General features: G+C 38.3%; 23 protein-coding genes, 1 CRISPR repeat array and 2 riboswitches. Of the genes, 11 read left to right on the forward strand and 12 right to left on the reverse strand.

Translation table 11 applies throughout. The annotated features are described in order from the left end of the window. Positions 1–9 precede the first annotated feature (9 nt). From cas4 to cas2, 3 genes are read left to right on the forward strand one after another with little or no spacing between them, the layout of a single operon-like run. Positions 10–576 (forward strand): type V CRISPR-associated protein Cas4, encoded by a 567-nt coding sequence (gene cas4, locus LU297_RS00895; RefSeq protein WP_263076546.1) that lies wholly within the window; start codon positions 10–12, stop codon positions 574–576. A gap of 9 nt (positions 577–585) precedes the next feature. Then, a complete protein-coding gene (cas1, locus tag LU297_RS00900) occupies positions 586–1,602 on the forward strand; it encodes a type V CRISPR-associated endonuclease Cas1 (protein ID WP_263076547.1) in 1,017 nt (338 codons plus the stop codon). Continuing rightward, entirely contained in the window at positions 1,599–1,868 is a 270-nt protein-coding gene (cas2, locus tag LU297_RS00905; protein WP_263076548.1) for a CRISPR-associated endonuclease Cas2, read from the forward strand. Before cas1 ends, cas2 begins: the two co-directional genes overlap by 4 nt. A gap of 129 nt (positions 1,869–1,997) precedes the next feature. Further along, positions 1,998–7,464: direct repeats of the CRISPR family, unit length 36 nt; unit sequence GTCTAACGACCTTATTTAATTTCTACTATTGTAGAT. A gap of 333 nt (positions 7,465–7,797) precedes the next feature. On the opposite strand, the gene LU297_RS10090 is transcribed toward cas2, so the two are convergent. Beyond that, complete coding sequence (locus LU297_RS10090; protein WP_432806272.1) at positions 7,798–7,887, reverse strand: hypothetical protein; 90 nt, start codon at positions 7,885–7,887, stop codon at positions 7,798–7,800. Between the two features lie 193 nt (positions 7,888–8,080). Here LU297_RS10090 and LU297_RS00910 point away from each other — a divergent pair, with 193 nt between their 5' ends. From LU297_RS00910 to LU297_RS00920, 3 genes are all read left to right on the forward strand, one after another. Continuing rightward, positions 8,081–8,347 (forward strand): hypothetical protein, encoded by a 267-nt coding sequence (locus LU297_RS00910; protein ID WP_263076549.1) that lies wholly within the window; start codon positions 8,081–8,083, stop codon positions 8,345–8,347. Further along, positions 8,296–8,655, forward strand: coding sequence for a hypothetical protein (locus LU297_RS00915; RefSeq protein ID WP_263076550.1), 360 nt, complete (start codon positions 8,296–8,298; stop codon positions 8,653–8,655). Before LU297_RS00910 ends, LU297_RS00915 begins: the two co-directional genes overlap by 52 nt. Before the next feature lie 117 nt (positions 8,656–8,772). Further along, a complete protein-coding gene (locus tag LU297_RS00920) occupies positions 8,773–9,255 on the forward strand; it encodes a phage virion morphogenesis protein (RefSeq protein ID WP_263076551.1) in 483 nt (160 codons plus the stop codon). A 250-nt stretch (positions 9,256–9,505) separates the two neighbouring features. On the opposite strand, the gene LU297_RS00925 is transcribed toward LU297_RS00920, so the two are convergent. The 9 genes from LU297_RS00925 to LU297_RS00965 form a co-directional block, all read right to left on the reverse strand. Further along, positions 9,506–9,991, reverse strand: a complete 486-nt coding sequence (locus tag LU297_RS00925; protein ID WP_263076552.1) for an Ltp family lipoprotein — start codon at positions 9,989–9,991, stop codon at positions 9,506–9,508. A gap of 194 nt (positions 9,992–10,185) precedes the next feature. Further along, positions 10,186–10,374: a hypothetical protein gene (locus tag LU297_RS00930; RefSeq protein ID WP_263076553.1), complete on the reverse strand. Its 189-nt coding sequence runs from the start codon at positions 10,372–10,374 to the stop codon at positions 10,186–10,188. A gap of 25 nt (positions 10,375–10,399) precedes the next feature. Next, positions 10,400–10,867, reverse strand: a complete 468-nt coding sequence (locus LU297_RS00935) for a hypothetical protein (protein WP_263076554.1) — start codon at positions 10,865–10,867, stop codon at positions 10,400–10,402. Next, entirely contained in the window at positions 10,864–11,517 is a 654-nt protein-coding gene (locus LU297_RS00940) for a hypothetical protein (protein WP_263077406.1), read from the reverse strand. Before LU297_RS00940 ends, LU297_RS00935 begins: the two co-directional genes overlap by 4 nt. Positions 11,518–11,663: 146 nt before the next feature. Then, positions 11,664–12,140, reverse strand: coding sequence for a 50S ribosomal protein L9 (gene rplI, locus LU297_RS00945; protein ID WP_263076555.1), 477 nt, complete (start codon positions 12,138–12,140; stop codon positions 11,664–11,666). A gap of 16 nt (positions 12,141–12,156) precedes the next feature. Next, positions 12,157–12,384 carry a 30S ribosomal protein S18 gene (gene rpsR / locus LU297_RS00950; RefSeq protein ID WP_049235696.1) on the reverse strand — a complete coding sequence of 76 codons (228 nt, stop codon included), beginning with the start codon at positions 12,382–12,384 and terminating at the stop codon, positions 12,157–12,159. A gap of 17 nt (positions 12,385–12,401) precedes the next feature. Continuing rightward, positions 12,402–12,800, reverse strand: a complete 399-nt coding sequence (rpsF, locus tag LU297_RS00955; RefSeq protein ID WP_263076556.1) for a 30S ribosomal protein S6 — start codon at positions 12,798–12,800, stop codon at positions 12,402–12,404. Positions 12,801–12,980: 180 nt separating this feature from the next. After that, positions 12,981–13,472: a hypothetical protein gene (locus tag LU297_RS00960; RefSeq protein ID WP_263076557.1), complete on the reverse strand. Its 492-nt coding sequence runs from the start codon at positions 13,470–13,472 to the stop codon at positions 12,981–12,983. 93 nt (positions 13,473–13,565) lie between these two features. Continuing rightward, positions 13,566–13,886 (reverse strand): YcgL domain-containing protein, encoded by a 321-nt coding sequence (locus tag LU297_RS00965; RefSeq protein ID WP_263076558.1) that lies wholly within the window; start codon positions 13,884–13,886, stop codon positions 13,566–13,568. Between the two features lie 128 nt (positions 13,887–14,014). Next, positions 14,015–14,135, forward strand: a riboswitch (glycine riboswitch). Between the two features lie 17 nt (positions 14,136–14,152). Continuing rightward, positions 14,153–14,264, forward strand: a riboswitch (glycine riboswitch). A 150-nt stretch (positions 14,265–14,414) separates the two neighbouring features. Between LU297_RS00965 and gcvT the strand changes: the two genes are divergently transcribed. From gcvT to gcvP, 5 genes are all read left to right on the forward strand, one after another. Beyond that, the gene (gene gcvT / locus LU297_RS00970) at positions 14,415–15,515 is read left to right on the forward strand and encodes a glycine cleavage system aminomethyltransferase GcvT (RefSeq protein ID WP_263076559.1); all 1,101 of its coding nucleotides are present in this window, start codon (positions 14,415–14,417) and stop codon (positions 15,513–15,515) included. Beyond that, positions 15,516–16,019 carry a hypothetical protein gene (locus tag LU297_RS00975; RefSeq protein WP_263076560.1) on the forward strand — a complete coding sequence of 168 codons (504 nt, stop codon included), beginning with the start codon at positions 15,516–15,518 and terminating at the stop codon, positions 16,017–16,019. A gap of 37 nt (positions 16,020–16,056) precedes the next feature. Next, the gene (gene gcvH, locus LU297_RS00980; RefSeq protein ID WP_263076561.1) at positions 16,057–16,437 is read left to right on the forward strand and encodes a glycine cleavage system protein GcvH; all 381 of its coding nucleotides are present in this window, start codon (positions 16,057–16,059) and stop codon (positions 16,435–16,437) included. A 175-nt stretch (positions 16,438–16,612) separates the two neighbouring features. Beyond that, positions 16,613–16,999 (forward strand): hypothetical protein, encoded by a 387-nt coding sequence (locus LU297_RS00985; protein ID WP_263076562.1) that lies wholly within the window; start codon positions 16,613–16,615, stop codon positions 16,997–16,999. A gap of 21 nt (positions 17,000–17,020) precedes the next feature. Beyond that, positions 17,021–19,888 (forward strand): aminomethyl-transferring glycine dehydrogenase, encoded by a 2,868-nt coding sequence (gene gcvP, locus LU297_RS00990; protein ID WP_263076563.1) that lies wholly within the window; start codon positions 17,021–17,023, stop codon positions 19,886–19,888. Positions 19,889–19,981: 93 nt separating this feature from the next. Here gcvP and LU297_RS10015 read toward each other — a convergent pair whose 3' ends face one another. Together LU297_RS10015 and LU297_RS10020 are read right to left on the reverse strand one after the other, a co-directional pair. After that, complete coding sequence (locus tag LU297_RS10015) at positions 19,982–20,527, reverse strand: transposase (RefSeq protein WP_349773723.1); 546 nt, start codon at positions 20,525–20,527, stop codon at positions 19,982–19,984. Then, the gene (locus LU297_RS10020) at positions 20,503–20,871 is read right to left on the reverse strand and encodes an IS630 transposase-related protein (protein ID WP_115007331.1); all 369 of its coding nucleotides are present in this window, start codon (positions 20,869–20,871) and stop codon (positions 20,503–20,505) included. The genes LU297_RS10015 and LU297_RS10020 overlap by 25 nt, the downstream gene beginning before the upstream one ends. Between the last annotated feature and the right edge of the window lie 201 nt (positions 20,872–21,072).

The raw sequence follows: 21,072 nt of genomic DNA on the forward strand, positions 1-21,072 counted from the left end.
GAGTACATTATGGAACACAATGTTTTAAATATCAGTCAATTAAATGACTTTATATTTTGTCCTTATTCTATTTATTTAAAAAATGTTTATCAGGCATTAGATGATGAACAATTTCACGACACGCCACAAGTCGCAGGAAAACAGGCACACGAGACAGTAGATAATGGGAGTTATAGTACCAAAAAGAATGTTTTAACAAGTATGTTTGTGTATTCTGAAAAATATGGGCTGATTGGCAAGATTGACCAATATTTTATACAAAGCAAAAAGTTAATTGAACGCAAGAAAAAGATTAAAACCATTTATGATGGTTATAAGTTACAACTTTATGCCCAATATTTTTGCTTGATTGAAATGGGATTTGAAATTGAATATCTGGGCTTTCATTCTATGGACGATAATAAAAATTATCAAATTGATATACCAAATGATGAGATTACTTCATGGTTTGAAAATCATTTAAATAAAATCCGTCATTATAATCCCAGTTTTGGTATTAAAAATGTGAATTTGAATAAATGCCAATATTGTATTTATTCTGCTTTGTGCGACCAAACAACTTTGTATGACAATTAGGGGGTATTTATGCTAAATCAAAGTGATTTAAAACATCGTCAAGTGGTATTATTAACTAATCAAGAACTCCGTCATTTATGTATAGTACAAGGCAATATTGTGATTAAAGATGAAAATGATGAAGTCTTAACACGCTTATCCAAAAACAAAGTATTGGCAATAATGAGCATTGGGCATATTACTTTAACCAGTGTATTATTGGATTATTGCCAAAAACATAATATTGCGTTAATCTTAATGAATGAAAGATTAAGACCTATTTTATTTTTAAGTCATTCTGCTGATGCCAATTTTTTATTAAGACAAAAGCAATATTTAATGGCTGATGATTTAAAACTGTATTTTGCAAGTCTTATTGTGAAAAGTAAAATAGATGGTCATATTACTTTATTAAAAAGCATTAGAAATAAAAATGATGATATTAAACAAGCGATTGCTAATTTGATTCAATATCAAGAACAATGTTTAACCGCTAGTGATTTAAATTATCTTATGGGTATTGAAGGTAACTGTGCAAAATTGTTTTTTAAAATCCATTTTGGGCAATTAAAACATTGCCAGTGGCAAGGTAGAAAACCCAGATTAAAACTTGACCCTATCAATGTGGTACTGGATATTGGCTATACGCTACTGTTTAATTATATTGAATGTAATTTAAAATTGTTTGGTTTTGATGTTTATCAAGGCGTGTTACATCAACTTTGGTTTAAACGAAAATCATTGGTGTGTGATTTTGTTGAGCCGTTTCGCTGTATTATTGACAAACAGGTGCTAAATTCATTTAATTTAGGTCAATTTAAAAGCGAGCATTTTACGCAAAATAAAATGCAATATGTTTTAAAATCAGAATACAATCGTGCGTACAATACCATTTTAATGCAGGCGATTATTGAACATAAACAGGCGATTTTTATTTATTTGAAAGATTATTATCGCTTATTTATGAAATTAAATTGGGTGAATACAGAAATTGATTTTCCAGAATTTGATTTATTTACCAAAGAAACAGAACAGGAGGCAGAATGATTATCGTCAGTTATGATATTAGCGATAATAAAGTACGAGCTAAATTTGCCAAATTTTTAATGGAATATGGCGACCGTTTGCAGTATTCGGTATATGAAATCCAAAATAGCGAAAGGGTGCTAAATATCGTTACACAAAGAATCAAACACGAGTTTGAACCCTTGTTTTGTGGGGCGGATAGTGTTATAATATTTAGGTTTACAGAGCGAGAAGTATTGCGTTTTGGTAATGCTGTTCATCGCACACAGGATCTGTTGGTATTGTGAGATTATTTAATAACTTGCAAACCTTAGTCTTTCTGTTGTAAATGTTGAGTTTTTGGGGTGAAAATGAGTGAAATTTGCATAAATTTTAATCAAAATATGGCTGTTTTTAGCCAATTTACCCCAAAACGGGTCTAACGACCTTATTTAATTTCTACTATTGTAGATAGTCAAGCTCGTATAGTTCGAATACTGTCTAACGACCTTATTTAATTTCTACTATTGTAGATCATTACTTTGGCTCGCCAACGCTGATACGTCTAACGACCTTATTTAATTTCTACTATTGTAGATGCTTATGTAAGCCCCAAAAATTGCATAGTCTAACGACCTTATTTAATTTCTACTATTGTAGATTTGGCTGTTGCTGTTGATGGAGTGAAGTCTAACGACCTTATTTAATTTCTACTATTGTAGATAAATTTGTTAACACCAGCTGTGCCAAGGTCTAACGACCTTATTTAATTTCTACTATTGTAGATCCATTACTTTCAAATACGCCTGTACAGTCTAACGACCTTATTTAATTTCTACTATTGTAGATAAAGCATTGAATTAGGTGCTATTCAAGTCTAACGACCTTATTTAATTTCTACTATTGTAGATTCGCAAAAGTACACCGCCCTTAAAACGGGTCTAACGACCTTATTTAATTTCTACTATTGTAGATGACATACCGTCCAGTCTATTGTGGAGTTTGTCTAACGACCTTATTTAATTTCTACTATTGTAGATTGGTCTAAAACTTGTCGAAGAACAGCAGTCTAACGACCTTATTTAATTTCTACTATTGTAGATCTTAGCTGCTTTGCGTGCTTGTTTAAGTGTCTAACGACCTTATTTAATTTCTACTATTGTAGATCAAAGCATTGCAGTTGATGATGAGTACGTCTAACGACCTTATTTAATTTCTACTATTGTAGATAAAAAAAATATTGACAACAAAAAAGCTGTCTAACGACCTTATTTAATTTCTACTATTGTAGATAAAAATGAAAAATAATACTTGACAAGTGGTCTAACGACCTTATTTAATTTCTACTATTGTAGATTAAGCTAGTCTAATTATATAGTATTTATGTCTAACGACCTTATTTAATTTCTACTATTGTAGATCTTTTGAGAAATTGACGGCAAGGTCAGGCGGTCTAACGACCTTATTTAATTTCTACTATTGTAGATCAGGGCAAACAACAGATGATAGACAGAGTCTAACGACCTTATTTAATTTCTACTATTGTAGATATGATAATGTTGCCATGTTCATCCGCTGTCTAACGACCTTATTTAATTTCTACTATTGTAGATTTGAAGGACTTGATAAAGATTTACAAGTCTAACGACCTTATTTAATTTCTACTATTGTAGATTTTCAATCCATCTTCATCAATGCTATGTCTAACGACCTTATTTAATTTCTACTATTGTAGATCGGGCTGTTTCTTGTCTCAGTCCGTAAGTCTAACGACCTTATTTAATTTCTACTATTGTAGATAAAGTTTGGGATTGTGTATCTTGTAACAAGTCTAACGACCTTATTTAATTTCTACTATTGTAGATAGCCTTTGGGCGAGCACCACCAGAGCTGTCTAACGACCTTATTTAATTTCTACTATTGTAGATGCTGTTTGTCGTATTCGCTTGTGGTGTGTCTAACGACCTTATTTAATTTCTACTATTGTAGATCCGTGAATTTGACTTTTTCGATTTTGAGTCTAACGACCTTATTTAATTTCTACTATTGTAGATCAGGGCAAACAACAGATGATAGACAGAGTCTAACGACCTTATTTAATTTCTACTATTGTAGATATGATAATGTTGCCATGTTCATCCGCTGTCTAACGACCTTATTTAATTTCTACTATTGTAGATTTGAAGGACTTGATAAAGATTTACAAGTCTAACGACCTTATTTAATTTCTACTATTGTAGATTTTCAATCCATCTTCATCAATGCTATGTCTAACGACCTTATTTAATTTCTACTATTGTAGATCGGGCTGTTTCTTGTCTCAGTCCGTAAGTCTAACGACCTTATTTAATTTCTACTATTGTAGATAAAGTTTGGGATTGTGTATCTTGTAACAAGTCTAACGACCTTATTTAATTTCTACTATTGTAGATAGCCTTTGGGCGAGCACCACCAGAGCTGTCTAACGACCTTATTTAATTTCTACTATTGTAGATGCTGTTTGTCGTATTCGCTTGTGGTGTGTCTAACGACCTTATTTAATTTCTACTATTGTAGATCCGTGAATTTGACTTTTTCGATTTTGAGTCTAACGACCTTATTTAATTTCTACTATTGTAGATAAATCGCTTGATTGTTGATAGTACTAGGTCTAACGACCTTATTTAATTTCTACTATTGTAGATATAGTACTAGCAGACGGCTTCATTAAGGTCTAACGACCTTATTTAATTTCTACTATTGTAGATACGCCCACAGTCCTGCTCGTTGGGCTTGTCTAACGACCTTATTTAATTTCTACTATTGTAGATCAGGGTGTCAATCTGTGCCACGCCGATTGTCTAACGACCTTATTTAATTTCTACTATTGTAGATCGAAATTTTTTCCAGCAAAAACACAAGGTCTAACGACCTTATTTAATTTCTACTATTGTAGATATCGCTACATTTATTGGTAGCCAGTAGGTCTAACGACCTTATTTAATTTCTACTATTGTAGATACATGAAAAAACTCACACCTCTACTGTCTAACGACCTTATTTAATTTCTACTATTGTAGATTGGTGCAGACGGTGTTGTTGTGAACGGTCTAACGACCTTATTTAATTTCTACTATTGTAGATGTCAATACTTGATTTCATCAGACAAAAGTCTAACGACCTTATTTAATTTCTACTATTGTAGATGTCGATGATATTATGAACCAAAATAGCGTCTAACGACCTTATTTAATTTCTACTATTGTAGATTATGACGCTAATGTACTATATATTATTGTCTAACGACCTTATTTAATTTCTACTATTGTAGATTTGTCAATATAATATCTTATAAAATCAGTCTAACGACCTTATTTAATTTCTACTATTGTAGATATAAGCTACAAAAACTTGCATACTTATGTCTAACGACCTTATTTAATTTCTACTATTGTAGATTGTAGAGTCATCGTTTTCTGGCTTGCGTCTAACGACCTTATTTAATTTCTACTATTGTAGATATTTTCGCCTGTGGCGGCTGCCATTTTTGTCTAACGACCTTATTTAATTTCTACTATTGTAGATAGCATTGGCAAGTTTAGCATTTGTGGCGGTCTAACGACCTTATTTAATTTCTACTATTGTAGATCATCTGTTAGCATAAGTTGTACCATGTGTCTAACGACCTTATTTAATTTCTACTATTGTAGATAATGCGTCCACCACCCACAAGCTCACTTGTCTAACGACCTTATTTAATTTCTACTATTGTAGATGTAACCCTGATTTGGGGTTACGAAACAGTCTAACGACCTTATTTAATTTCTACTATTGTAGATAACAAGGCGTTGCCCCAGAACAGGCACGTCTAACGACCTTATTTAATTTCTACTATTGTAGATTATGACACGACAAATTATTCAATGACGAGTCTAACGACCTTATTTAATTTCTACTATTGTAGATACGGTTGGCTCATCATCGCTGAGGAAGGTCTAACGACCTTATTTAATTTCTACTATTGTAGATTTAGAACTCCTATGAAAGTTCCAGTAGTCTAACGACCTTATTTAATTTCTACTATTGTAGATCCATCAGACATTATGCAAGCCCAGTTTGTCTAACGACCTTATTTAATTTCTACTATTGTAGATATAAAATATCACTCCTTAATGATAATCTGTCTAACGACCTTATTTAATTTCTACTATTGTAGATATAAATTATTACAGCGTAACATTAACATAGTCTAACGACCTTATTTAATTTCTACTATTGTAGATGAAACGGAACGCTAGACCAAACGCACATGTCTAACGACCTTATTTAATTTCTACTATTGTAGATATATCGCCGCTGGCAATTTTGCGTTCAGTCTAACGACCTTATTTAATTTCTACTATTGTAGATCTAAACCAAGCCACGACATTGTTCACGTCTAACGACCTTATTTAATTTCTACTATTGTAGATCATGACAACGACAAGCAGACAAAAATAAGTCTAACGACCTTATTTAATTTCTACTATTGTAGATTTATTTATTATAATTATATGTCTAACGACCTTATTTAATTGCTACTATTGTAGATAATAATCGCATGGCGTATCATCTACTCGTCTAACGACCTTATTTAATTTCTACTATTGTAGATTTGTAACGCTACATTGTAGCAGGGATTAGTCTAACGACCTTATTTAATTTCTACTCCTGTAGATAAATTAGCTTGGAATTGTGGTAAACCTTGTCTAACGACCTTATTTAATTTCTACTCCTGTAGATTAAAATGGTCGCTACCCACACCGCCACGTCTAACGACCTTATTTAATTTCTACTCCTGTAGATAAAGGTAGCGACGGGTGTGTCTTTTGTCGTCTAACGACCTTATTTAATTTCTACTCCTGTAGATCTAAATATAATGGTGTTGGTCTATGAGGTCTAACGACCTTATTTAATTTCTACTCCTGTAGATTCGATTAAGAGAATCAGGAGTGAGCTTGTCTAACGACCTTATTTAATTTCTACTCCTGTAGATAAAGTAAGTATCGGTTGCTTTTTTGCGGGGTCTAACGACCTTATTTAATTTCTACTCCTGTAGATTTTAGCCAATCGTAATATTCTTGTGAGTGTCTAACGACCTTATTTAATTTCTACTCCTGTAGATCAAACTGTGCCAAGATGTCACGATTATCTGTCTAACGACCTTATTTAATTTCTACTCCTGTAGATCAGAGCTTGACCGTGATACATATCCCGGTCTAACGACCTTATTTAATTTCTACTCCTGTAGATTTGTCAATAGAAATTTTTTAAAAAATAAGTCTAACGACCTTATTTAATTTCTACTCCTGTAGATACAATCAGATAAAATATTGTCTAGTAAGTCTAACGACCTTATTTAATTTCTACTCCTGTAGATTTGTCAATAGAAATTTTTTAAAAAATAAGTCTAACGACCTTATTTAATTTCTACTCCTGTAGATACAATCAGATAAAATATTGTCTAGTAAGTCTAACGACCTTATTTAATTTCTACTCCTGTAGATTTGTCAATAGAAATTTTTTAAAAAATAAGTCTAACGACCTTATTTAATTTCTACTCCTGTAGATCAATAAACCCATTTTCATCTACTTTATGTCTAACGACCTTATTTAATTTCTACTCCTGTAGATCAGGTACTTATGCCATTGATGTCAAAGTCTAACGACCTTATTTAATTTCTACTCCTGTAGATGAACGGTTCGCCATTTCTATCAAGTTGTCTAACGACCTTATTTAATTTCTACTCATGTAGATAACGAATGACTTATCTTCTTTACATTCAATGTCTAACGACCTTATTTAATTTCTACTATTGTAGATACGGTTGGCTCATCATCGCTTAGAAAGTCTAACGACCTTATTTAATTTCCAGTATTGTAGATCTAGAACAATATTCATAGCAGCAAACCAGTCCCTGTCATCGTACGAATGACACTCATTGCTCCACCAATCATCGCAGACGCACTAATAACAATTGATAATTCGGTTACAATATTCCTAAGTTATTTCAACCAGACAAGAGGGTGCGATATGGCTTGGCTAATGATACCTTTTATAATCTTGATGTTTTTCTTGGTGGTATTTATTGCCTTATTGCCTTTTGTTGTTGCGACTTGTATCTATGACCAATACCAAATTTCAAAACGCAATAAGCAGGCTGTCAAAAAAGACTGGGACAGGCTGATAGCAAGACTTGAAAACAAGCAACCAATTTCCTAACCCCCACCCCTTCCATATCCCGCCTTGACTTGGCGGGATAGTTGTTTTAGCCAGACATCAAAGTCATCAAGACTAAGCTCATCAATGACTTGACTGTTCCACCCATACCACCACGCAAGGTCAGCAATGGCATCATAGAGCTTATCAAGCCAGTTGGGGTCAGGTTTTTTGCCTGTGTTATTCGCTAAATTTGCGAAAAGTGTCTTGGATTTGGTTTGACATAACAAACTCCGTAAATAAAAGGTTAAAAAAATACGCTCATCAAACGATGAGCGAATTTTGGGCGAAAATGGCTTTGGCGGTAGTCCTGTTGCCAGTCATTTGTTTGATAAACTTTGGTATGACAAAGCCCGCCAAGCCCTAGGACAAAAACAGGCTCTGCAAGAGATTGCCAAAGATATGGTATCTGATGTGCGAGTAGCAGGGTTTTTGGCGTGGGTTCGCCAAAGTCAAAGAATGGTAATTCTCAAAGACGAACCTATGGTATTGGCGTGGTGTCCGAACCTGTACTTACCAAAATTGCCGAGCAAGGAGTGGATGAATTAAGTCCTGTGGTGGGCTTTCGTGATACAATTATTGTAGGACACAAGGCTACTCGTCATACCATCAATAATGATGTACTGGACCTTCAAGCCTTAGAAAAAATCATCAAAGATTTTAACAAGCCCGACTTTGAACTGTGGGACACTCAAAATAAAACGGTATTATTAGCGTATCAAGTGGCAGATAAAATCGCTAAACTGACTTTAAAAACCAATAAGGGTAATATTGAAGTGATTTCTGGCTTTTATGTAGATATGCAGACAATCAACGCAGGAATTGCAGGTGGCGAGTATATTAAGATTGGACAATAAAAATCCGCCACTTCGTCTGAATCGAACAGATTAAAAACACAATTGCTTGCGTCCAGACCCCGTGCCTGACCCCGTAGCGGAATGACTTCATTATACCAAACTTAGGAAACTTTGCCAATGCTCATCATCAACCTAGACGACAGCCAAGCTCAACGCACTTTGGCTCAATTATTAAGAAATGCCAGCAATAGCCGTGTCATTATGCAAGGACTTGCCACAGAATTAGAGACAATGACAGCCGATAACTTTGAAAATGAAGCCTTTGGTGGACAGGCGTGGGTGCGTAAAGCCTTTGGTGATGGAAAAACCCTAACCAATACAAGCGAGCTAAGAGATAGCATTACAAGCTCGGCAAGCAGTACAACCGCCACCGTCGGCACCAATATGATTTATGCCCGCATTCATCATTTTGGTGGTACAATCACCCCAAAGCAAAAATCCCATCTTGTCTTTGCCACCCCAAATGGTTTTGCCAAGGTCAAATCGGTAACACTACCCGCTCGCCCATTTTTACCCGTTTCCTCTGATGGGCAATTACAAAGCGATGGCGATAGACGATTGATAGAAGTTGCCCTATCCGCCCTAACATCTGGCACCTAAAAACCACCCGCCAGTTTATGTGTTCAAATAAGGCAATAAAAAAACAGGTATTTTTACCTGTCTTTTCCCAAAAACTCAAAATTTACACCCTGACCAACTTGTTGCACCCAGTGTAACGCCCTTGCAAAATGGTCTGTCTTAACTTGTCCCACATCGTTTTACATTATCCCATTTATTGCAGAGTGTGTGGTTGGTTTATTGTGGTGGGGATTACCCCACCTTGTAAAGTGGGGGTTTGTTGTATATTATATTAATTGCAAGCACCAGCACCTTTTGCACCATATTCTGCCTGTTCTTTAGTAAACTTATCGCCATGTTTTGATGATAGTTGATCAACCAGGCCTTTGCAAGAAAAGCCTTTAAACTCCAAGTAGTTTTTAGCAGCTATAACAGCTTGCTCATTCCAATCAACATCAAGGCTATCCACAGCAACAGTAGCGTCTTTCTTACTATATCCATCGCCATACTCCGATGATAGTTGTGCAATCAGACCATCACGAGAAAAACCCTTAAAGTCTAAATAATTTTCAGCCGAACGCACCGCATTTTTTTGTGATGCAGTTAATGTAAGCTCTTCAGGTTTTGTTACTTCGGTTGCATCAGCCTTAGCTTCAGCTACAGGCTCTGACTTAGCAGTATCAGTCTTGGGCTTATTATCGCCAAGCATCGCCGTAACAAAACCAAATGCAATCAACGCTATGATTGCATAAAAAACAAACTTAAAAAACTTTTTCATTTATGTACTCCTCTATTAAATCTGAGCTTACATAATACACAAACTGTTACATTAAAGCAATAGACTGCTACAATTTATCTACCGTGTTATAAGACCATCTACGAAAATTATCGCCATCATTTTTTACACCAAAAAGGTTTAAATTAAAAAACCCAAGTTTTGGCAAACTTGGGTTTTTGCTTATTTAGATTTTTTCACTTTTTCTTATTCATCTCAGCAAGTTCAAGCCCATCAATCTTAAAAACAATCTCATCAATCAGCCATCTAGGCAGATGGCATGGATAGACCGCCAAGACGCTTGAAATATCCGCCACCGTCAAAGGCAAGCCCACCCCATCAATATAACGCCTAGCACGACTTGCCAGCACAAAGATTTTAATCATTTGGTCTGCGATGGGGTTAGATGGCTCAGCCTTTGGCGGTGTTTTGCCTAGCTTTCTGTGAGCTAATCCCCCATTTTTCAGGATATTTTACCGAACATCTATCATTTGGGTCATTAAGCCAGCTTTTGGCTCTCAAAGATAACTTACTTAGCTTTTGATAGATTTTCTGATGTTCTGCCAAGTTAAGGGTTTCAACTTGGTTATTGCTAAGATTGATGCGTTTAAGCTGTAAATTAGGGTCGAAGTAGCAATCAGCTTCTGGCCATATACCATCAATGGCCGTGTAATAAACAAAGCCATTAGTATATTTAAAGTCATTGACATAATATTCGGCAAAATTCCTGTCATTTTCTTTAAATAAAAAATAGTCCATCGGTGAATTCTCTGATGCTTCAAAATAATAACTGCCAAAATGCGTTCTTGAAATCATAAAAACCCAGAAAATTAGGAATATTGTGCATAAAGCAATCATATAGAGAAATAATTTTTTCATTTTTTAAATCTAAGCCTATTCTGATTTTTAATAACTATCTTGTAACCAACCCCAGGTCCTGGATCTCCAAAACGAGTTTCGAAATTTCTTGGGATATGTTTAATACCTGATTTTATATCAAAGTTGTATATATCATGAATCAATCTGTAATCTGCAATGTTTTGGCTATTTTTCTTTCTACTTACCACAACATTACCCAATACTGCCCATTCTGAATAATTGGTAAATGCGATTCGAGCATCATTTATTTCTTCACCAGGTGCAGATTGATTACCCCTCCAATTATTCTCCTTTCCAGTAATAATAACATCCACATCTCTTTGTAAGGTCATATAAACGACAAGATTCTCATTTGTGTTTATTTGATAAATATAGTCCGCAAGAGTTTTATCCAAGACCAATTCGCCTGAATCTAACTTTTTTTGAATGTTATTTATATCATCTCCATAGATCTTGATAAGGTCTTTATATCGATTGGAATATGGTGTAAACTTATCATACACAGCATTCCACCTCACCACCTCCTCAGCCATTTGCACCGCCATATTCACATCTTCTTCTGCTAGGGCGGCTACTGTCCCTGCGATGAGTTTGGCTTGGTTGATGATAGAACATGATGATAAATAAAAACACCCCCTATCATAATACAAAACTCATGCCATCGGTGGATTTTTACCACCCTAAAAAAGACTTTTTACTCATGCAGAAAAGCCTTTTGGCGTATGATGAAATCAAGTCAAAAAAACAACCCCCAAGTCATATCATAACTTGGGGGTCATCATCACATTAACAGTGATTAAGCATCATCTTCATCAGCAGCAGGGGCATCTTCTGACAAGATGGTCACCAAAATGTCTGCTGAAATGTCGTGATGCAATTGGATAGTAACTTTGTACTCGCCAACTTGACGGAATGCACCTTCTGGCATTTTCACTTCTGAACGATCCACTGCTAAACCTGATTTGGTTAGGGCTTCTGCGATATCACGAGCACCGATAGAACCAAATAGTTTGCCTTCATCGCCAGACTTAGCACGCATGATGACATTCACATCAGCTAGGCTGTCAGCACGGTTGCGAGCTGCTTCTAGTTCTTTGGCTTCTAGTGCTTCTAGTTCAGCACGACGAGCTTCAAACTTAGCAATATTCGCTTCGGTGGCTGGCAACGCTTTGCCTTGTGGGATTAGGTAGTTACGACCATAACCAGCTTTTACATCAACCGTTTCACCAAGTTTACCAAGATTAACGACACGCTGTAATAGAATAACTTGCATGATTTTTCTCCGTTAATTACTTGTGGTTGTCGGTATATGGCAATAGTGCCAAGTAACGAGCTTGTTTAATCGCTACTGCCAATTGGCGTTGATACTTGTTAGAAGTACCAGTAATACGGCTAGGAACGATTTTGCCATTTTCGCTGATGTATTGCTTTAATAGTTCTACATCTTTATAATCGATGTGTGTAATGCCTTCAGCGGTAAAACGGCAGAATTTACGACGACGATAGAAACGTGCCATGAGTTATCTCCTTAAAATTATTCGCTGTCAGCGTCGCTTTCACTTTCAGTGCTGCGAACATCATTACGACGGTTGGCTTTACGATTGCGTTTGTCTTCCGCTTCTTTTGCCAATGGTGACTGCTCAGTGATAGCACCATCACGACGGATAACTAGGCTACGAATGATTGCATCGTTGTATTTGAACAACTCTTCTAGCTGAGCTAGGGTTGCTTCGTTACACTCGATGTTTAATAGCACATAATGTGCTTTGTGGATTTTGTTGATTGGGTAAGCCAATTGGCGACGACCCCAATCTTCCAAACGATGGTTTGCACCGCCATTTTCTTCTACGATAGAACGGTACTTAGTTACCATGTCGGCAACTTGGTTGCTTTGATCTGGATGAACCAGTAGCACCACTTCATAATGTCTCATAAGGACTCCCTACGGATTAAAACAGCCACCCTTAGCATCAATCTAAGAATAGCAAGGAGATTGCAAAGCAGATTGGCAAGCCAATCCATTTAACAAAGTCATCATTATAAATGAAAAATCGCCACAAAGCAAGCATTTTTTGCGATGTGGCGTGTAATATGAATAAGGCGTATTTGATGGTTAGCTTAACTGTCCAGCCTTTTCTTCGGCAAGTCGGCGTTTTTCTTCCTGAATGCGTGCTGTTTCCGCTTCTTTGGCAGCAGTATTGGCAATCACACCACGAGCCAACTGCCAAATCGCACCCACGATAAGCAAGGCTGCAAATACCGCCAAGATTGGCACAAAAGCAGCAATTGCCCCAGCCCAATTTTTCATCAATAAACCATGAAATACTCCCAACATCGCAGGAGCAATTTCACCACTCTCGCCTGCTGCATGACCTGGTGCAAACATCACCGCAGCCAAAGCAACCCAGCTGATACCCTTGAACGGTCTGGGAATCAGACGCATGACCACCAGCCATAGCAGCAATACCAAGACGCAACAAACCACATACACAATCAATGGCAACTGCCCTGCTGGTACACCATCGGTCAAATTCGCCCACCAGATAAAAAATCCAGCTAAATTCTCACTAATGCTATCTAGGGGCAGGTTGCTCAATATACTCATAAGTCTTCAATCGGCTAAAAATTATCGCCATTATAGCATATTTTTTCAAAAGACATCAAAAAATAAATCATCAGACCATCATCTTTGCCATGTCTAGTCGTATTTTTTATCCTGAGCCTCTTTGGCTTTGGCAAGAGCTTGGGCTGCCAAAATATCCGCAGGTGGTGCTTGTACATAATAGCCCTGCTCGGTTAATTTGGCACGCACCTCATTGATGTCCGCCCTTGCCAATTTGTCACGGCTTGCCAAATCCAAATGCATGACAAACTGCCCAAGTCCCAATTTTGCACGCAGTGGCGACGGCAAAACGCCAAGCCAGTCTGTCAAAGTATCAGTGTCATCAGGATAATTTGGACGAGCGATATAGACATACCAATCTTCATTTTTTGGAAATTTATAAACATCACAATGCATTAAAGTCACCTACTGTATTTACTTAAAAATGTTCATTTGTCTGGATAAAATTTTACCATCACAAATATTTTTGTAAAATTGTAAAATTTTACTTGTAAATTGTAGCATTATTTTTCATAATACGGTTGTTGATTTTTTCAGGAGAGTGTGCGAGTTGATGTTATTTTTTATCATCGCACCACCGAAGGCGTAAACGCACGATTTGTGCATTCCCCATAATCGCTCAGGTAAAAGGACTGAAAAACATTCGATAATTCAATGAATTATCACAAAAATCTGGAGAATGGCGGATTGGATTACGCCTACCGAAGGGAAGAAAATCATTATTTTAGTCGGTTAATGATTGAAAATCTCAGGTAACAGGACAGATGGGGTGCTTAAAAATACTCGATTGATTAACATTTAAGTTTTTCGTTTGCCCTAAGTCTAGTCAAAGGGTGGCAAAAAACCGTTCCATACTGCGACAAGCTTGGTACGAACAGCTTTTAAACGAATTATTGTTTTTATGCACTTTTTAAGGAAAATCCAATGTCTGAACTAAAACGCACCCCCCTATTTGATGCTCATACCGCTCACAATGGCAAACTTGTGGATTTTGGCGGCTGGGAATTACCTGTCAATTATGGCTCACAAATCGCCGAACACGAAGCCGTGCGTACAGACGCAGGCATGTTTGATGTTTCGCATATGCTTGTTACCGATGTGACAGGCGATAACGCCAAAGCCTTTTTTCAAAAACTCATCGCCAACGATGTCGCCAAACTTAGCTTTATTGGCAAAGCGTTGTATTCGGCAATGCTCAACGACAATGGCGGTGTGATTGATGATTTGATCGTCTATCGTATGAACGAAGACGAGACCGCTTATCGTATTGTCTCAAACGGAGCAACCCGTGAAAAAGACACGGCTCATTTTGCCAAAGTCGGAGCAGAATTTGGCGTAACCTTAACCCCCCGTTATGAACTTGCGATGCTTGCCGTACAAGGCCCAAAGGCGGTTGAAAAATTATTGACCGTCAAACCTGACTGGGCGGAAAAAGTAAACGCCCTAAAACCCTTTGTTGGTGTGGATTTGGAGGGCGATTGGTTTGTCGCTCGTACAGGCTACACAGGCGAAGATGGTGTGGAAGTGATTTTGCCTGCCGATAAGGCTTGTGCGTTTTTTGATGAATTGGTAGGGGCAGGTGTTGCACCTTGCGGTCTTGGGGCAAGGGATACTTTGCGTATGGAAGCAGGTATGAATCTTTATGGCAACGATATGACCGATGAAGTTAGCCCACTTGAAGCAGGTATGGCGTGGACGGTGGATTTAAAAGACGAGAGCCGTGAATTTGTCGGTAAATCTGCCCTACTCGCCCTAAAATCAGCAGGGGTCAAAGCCAAACAAGTGGGGCTTTTATTAGAAAGCAAAGGCGTCATGCGTGCAGGCATGGAAGTGGTAACAGACAATGGCAACGGCATTACCACCAGCGGCGTATTCTCCCCAAGTCTTAATCAATCCATCGCCATTGCTCGTGTTCCTGCTGACTTTACAGGCGAGAGAGCCAAAGTGATTATGCGTGGCAAAGAAGTGGAAGTACGTGTGCTAAAATTGCCATTTGTGAGAAATGGGAAAAAGCAGTTTGATTAAATGAATAACATTAAAGGCAATCTTATGAAATATAAATGGTGGATAATAGCGTTTACTGCTATTCTCGTCAGCGTGTCAGCAAGTGTTGTTGCAATGACACCAAGTCACAAAAATTTAAAAAGCGAAAGTGAAACACTTGAACTTTGCCAAAATATAGCAGTTGCCTTTAATAATGATAAAATGGATTTTAAACCTATTGCTCCCATTGTAGAACCTTATTGGCGATTTGGCAAAGACCAACTAGACTTAATGCAAAAACAAAGTGAATTAAGTGCAAAACAAGGTTTGGAAATATGGGGAAAGCCCTTAAATACAATTCATATAGATAGCGACAAAGCAGGAAAAGGTTATTTTTTGCGACACCGCTTTTTAATGAGACGAGAGCATACAGGTTTATTATTTCAATGCTTTTTCTATAAAACAGATAAAGACGATTGGCAATTTCATACAATAAACTGGAACGACCAACCTTATCTATTTTTTGATAATAGAAGCACCAATTAGTTATATTTTTAACCCCAACCCTAGCTAGGAGTTTTTTATGAGTAATATCCCAAGCGATTTAAAATATGTTGCCAGCCACGAATGGCTAAAACTTGAAGATGACGGTATCATCACCGTTGGTATCACTGACCACGCCCAAGATTTGCTTGGCGATGTGGTCTTTGTGGAATTGCCAGAAGTCGGTCGCACCGTATCTGCTGACGAAGAGATTGCCGTTGTTGAAAGCGTCAAGGCAGCCTCTGATGTCTATGCCCCAATCGCAGGCGAAATCGTTGAAATCAACGAAGAGCTGGTGGACAGCCCAGAGCTTGCCAATGAAGACCCTTATGGCAAAGCGTGGTTCTTTAAAATCAAGCCAGAAAATGCGTCTGACTATGACGGCTTGATGAGTGCTGATGAGTACGAGGGTAGTTTGTAATCTGACAAAAAATAGCGTAGGTTTGTGGTAAATTTACGCTATTTTTACAAAAAATAAAATGGACCCAAAAGTTTTACAGCATTTTATCAAAAAACACTTTGCCAATATCAATGCCGAAGATTTTGTTAAAATTTACTATCGCAATGCGGACGATGTAACCTGCCGTATCTTAGTTTTGGATAAAGACAAAAATATTATCCAAGATGAAATTTGTGAATACAATTCAAATGGAAAGCATATTGCTGATATTGTATTTGCACCAGACCACACCACCATTATTGGTATGCGTCAATATACAGAAAATGGTTTTAAAGACTTTCGTAGAATTGACAACAAATTAGCTTTAATGCAAACCCAAACAAACGAATGGCTTGAACCAGACAAAAAAGCAAAGGTAAGTTTTTATAATGCAAATGGCGATTTAGTTTATTATGATATTTTTGAGAAAGATGATGATTGCGGTATGGTCATTATGGGTTCTTTTGACAAAAATGGCACACAATTTTTTTGGGACAATTCGCCTGATGAAGTAAAATTGTTGCAAAGTTATTCTGATTACTAATTTTTTATCTAAGGACAAAATATGAGTTTTAATACTTTCTCCGACCTATTTTACGAAAACGCTTTCGTACACCGTCATCTGGGCAATGACCAATCTGCCCAAGACAAAATGCTAAAAACCGTTGGGGCAAATAGCCTTGATGAGTTTGTGGACAGCGTGGTGCCGTCATCGGTGCGTTTAAATAAAGATTTGGACTTACCGCCTGCGATGAGTGAGCATAACGCCCTAGCCAAACTTCGTCAAATGGCGGACAACATCACCGTTGCCAAAAGCTATATCGGACAAGGCTACTCGCCCACTCGCTTACCTGCGGTCATACAGCGTAATGTGCTAGAAAATCCCGGTTGGTACACCGCCTACACGCCTTATCAAGCCGAAATTGCCCAAGGGCGTTTGGAAGCCTTGCTTAATTTTCAGCAAGTGTGCATTGACCTAACCGGAATGGACTTAGCAGGGGCAAGCCTTTTGGACGAAGGCACAGCAGCAGCTGAGGCAATGGCAATGGCACAGCGGTGCAGTAAATCCAAATCCAGTCAGTTCTTTGTGGACAGTCGCACCTATCCGCAGACCCTTGATGTCATCAACACTCGTGCCAAATATTTTGGCTTTGAGGTCGTGGTCGGCGACTTTGACACCGCCAAAACTGGCGAGTATTTTGGGGCGTATTTTCAATATGTCGGTAAAGATGGCGATGTTGCCGACTTGACCGAAGTTATCAATGCCGTTAAAGCCAAAGGGGCGTATGCCATTGTCGGGGCGGACATTATGAGCCTTGTGCTACTTAAATCCCCTGCCGATATGGGAGCGGACATTGCCTTGGGTAGCACTCAGCGTTTTGGCATTCCAATGGGCTTTGGTGGCCCGCACGCAGCCTACTTTGCCTTTAAAGACAAGGACAAACGCCAAGCCCCTGGACGTATTATCGGTGTCAGTAAAGACGCACAAGGTGGCACGGCTCTTAGAATGGCACTACAAACTCGTGAACAGCATATCCGCCGTGAAAAGGCAAATTCTAACATTTGTACTTCACAAGTGCTACTTGCCAACCTAGCAGGTATGTATGCCGTCTATCACGGTGCAGAAGGCTTAAAGCGTATCGCCAGTCGTATTCACGCTTTGGCGGTGGCGTTCGCTAAATCATTTGAAAAAGCACCACAATTAGGTATAAAAGTTGTTCATAATGTATTTTTTGATACAGTTTTAATCAAATTTGATAATGATGAGATTGCAGACCAAACATTTGAACAAGCCAAGTCAAAAGGTTACAATCTTTATAGACACGATGCGTTTCGCATTTCAGTTTCATTTCACGAATTAAGTGATGAGACTGATTTTAAAGAATTGTGTGAAATTTTTAGAACTATTGGTTCTTTGGATAAAGTGGAAAATGTTTTGGGCGACTTAAACCGCACCGATGAGATTTTAACACACCCAACCTTTAACAGCTATCACACCGAACATCAGATGTTACGCTACCTTAAATCTTTGGAAGACAAAGATTTGGCGATGAACCGCTCAATGATTTCGCTGGGTTCTTGCACAATGAAACTAAACGCCACCAGCGAGATGTTGCCGATTACTTGGAATGAGTTTGCAAATGTACACCCATTTGCCCCAAGTGAAGACACCAAAGGCTATATTGAGATGATTAAAAGCCTACAAGAGCAGTTAAAAGCAATCACAGGCTTTGACGAAATTTCAATGCAACCAAACTCTGGGGCAAGCGGTGAATACGCAGGACTTCTTGCCATTCGCCGTTATCACGAAAGCCGAAATGATAATGACCGCACGGTCTGCCTAATCCCCCGCTCGGCACACGGCACCAACCCTGCGACCGCTCAGATGATGGGAATGCAAGTGGTGGTGGTTGCCACAGACGAGCTTGGCAATGTGGACATTGACGATTTAAAAGCCAAATGTGAACAGCATAGCGATAAACTTGGGGCGTTGATGATTACTTATCCGTCCACGCACGGCGTGTTTGAAGAAGGTATCAGAGACATTTGCGACCTTATCCACAAACACGGTGGACAGGTGTATATGGACGGAGCGAATATGAACGCCCAAGTCGCCCTAATGCGTCCTGCTGATGTGGGGGCGGATGTTTTGCATATGAATTTACACAAGACATTTTGCATTCCACACGGTGGTGGCGGGCCGGGTATGGGTCCGATTGGCTTAAAGTCGCACCTTGCCCCATTCATCGCAAGCCATACGGTCAATCCTGTATTTAATGCTCAATCTGGTCAAGGGGCGGTATCGTCCGCCCCCTATGGCTCGGCAAGCATTTTGCCAATCTCGTGGATGTACATCACGATGATGGGGCGTGATGGTTTGCTTTCTGCGACCAAGCAGGCTCTTTTGAACGCCAACTATGTGGCAACCAGCTTGAAAGATGACTATCCTGTGCTATACACAGGCAAAAACGGACGAGTGGCACACGAGTGTATCATTGACATTCGCCCCCTAAAAGAAGAAACAGGCATCACAGAGACCGACATTGCCAAGCGTTTGATGGATTATGGTTTTCACGCACCGACAATGAGTTTCCCTGTGGCTGGTACGCTGATGATTGAGCCAACCGAGTCTGAAAGCATTGATGAGCTTGACCGCTTTATTTCTGCCTTAAAACAAATCAAACAAGAAGCGTTAAAGGTCAAAGCAGGGGCGGACGGTTGGACAGCCGATAACAACCCGCTGGTAAACGCTCCGCACACCCAAAGCGTGATTGTGGGCGAGTGGGACAGACCGTATAGCCGTGAAGTTGGGGCGTTCCCCTTGCCTTATGTCAAGGCTCATAAGTTTTGGCCTTCGGTTGGGCGAGTGGACGATGTCTATGGCGATAAGAATTTGATTTGTTCTTGTCCTAGTATTGATAATTATGAGTAAGCGTTACTTGTGATTTGAAATAAAAAAATGCCGTCAATTTGTAAGGGTTGGCGGTGTTTTTTATTATATATCAATAGAACTTTAAAATTATACTCAATTCAACTCAAAATAAGACATCAGCCCACCTTCAATACTCTCAAACTTTGACAGATGACTTCTAAGCCATCTCTTAATAGTTGCCCAAGTGTGTTCTATGGGGTTTAGGTTAGGTGAATAAGGTGGGAGTGGCAAGATAACATGTTTGCATGTTGTGTTATTAGCAAGTACCTGTAACTGCTTCATTCTATGAAATCTTGCATTATCTAAGATGATGATACAAGGTCTACCTGTTTGCTTGGCGTGGTTGTCAAGGCTAGGTAGAAGCATTTGTTCAAACCAAGTTTCAAATAAGTTGCTTACCATTGTGTTTTGATAGATAAGTGGAGCAATCAAGTTTTTGGCTTTGTTACCAATTTGTCCAGCAACCAATGATATGCGTTGATAATATTTACCACTCACCTTATCATAGACTTTTTGACCCTTTAAACTTCTGGCGTGGGTGCGGTGTAGGTAAGTGTCAATACCAGTTTCATCTACATAAACAAGCTCGTAGTCTTGTATGCTTTGTAACTGTTTTAGCCTGTCTTGATAGTCTTTGATTTTGTTTGGGTCTTGTTCTTTGTAACTTGTGGTCTTTTTTTATGGGTAATACCAAGAGAGCGTAAAGCATAAAAGATGGTACTTGTACCACAATTAAAAACTTCAGCAATTTCATACAAGTAAGCATCAGGGTTTTGCTCTACATAAGTTTTAAGCTTATTTCTGTCCACTTTAACACCACGATTGCCACCACTTTGACAGGACAAATCACCTTGTTCTTGTTTTTTAATCCAAGCATACAAGGTGCTTCTTGAAATGTTGTAAGCAGTACAAACTGTGCTAATATTACCACACTGCTCTAAGTAGGCTAAGGCCTTTTGTTTAAGTTCTATTGAATATGCCATAATAGCGATATTTTAGCATAGATTTGTAGGGTTTTAAAGTGAATTTAGTATATATACCCAACGAACCTAAAAATTACCACAAGCCGTAGGTGCGTATAACGCACCGTTTTTTGTCTAGGATATTTAATGGTGCGTGTTACGTACCTTACTTCCAAAACTGATTTTGTGGCAATTTTGCGGTTCTTTAACTATACCACAAAT

The sequence above is a fragment of the Moraxella nasicaprae genome, from assembly GCF_025643275.1.
Classification (GTDB): domain Bacteria; phylum Pseudomonadota; class Gammaproteobacteria; order Pseudomonadales; family Moraxellaceae; genus Moraxella; species Moraxella nasicaprae.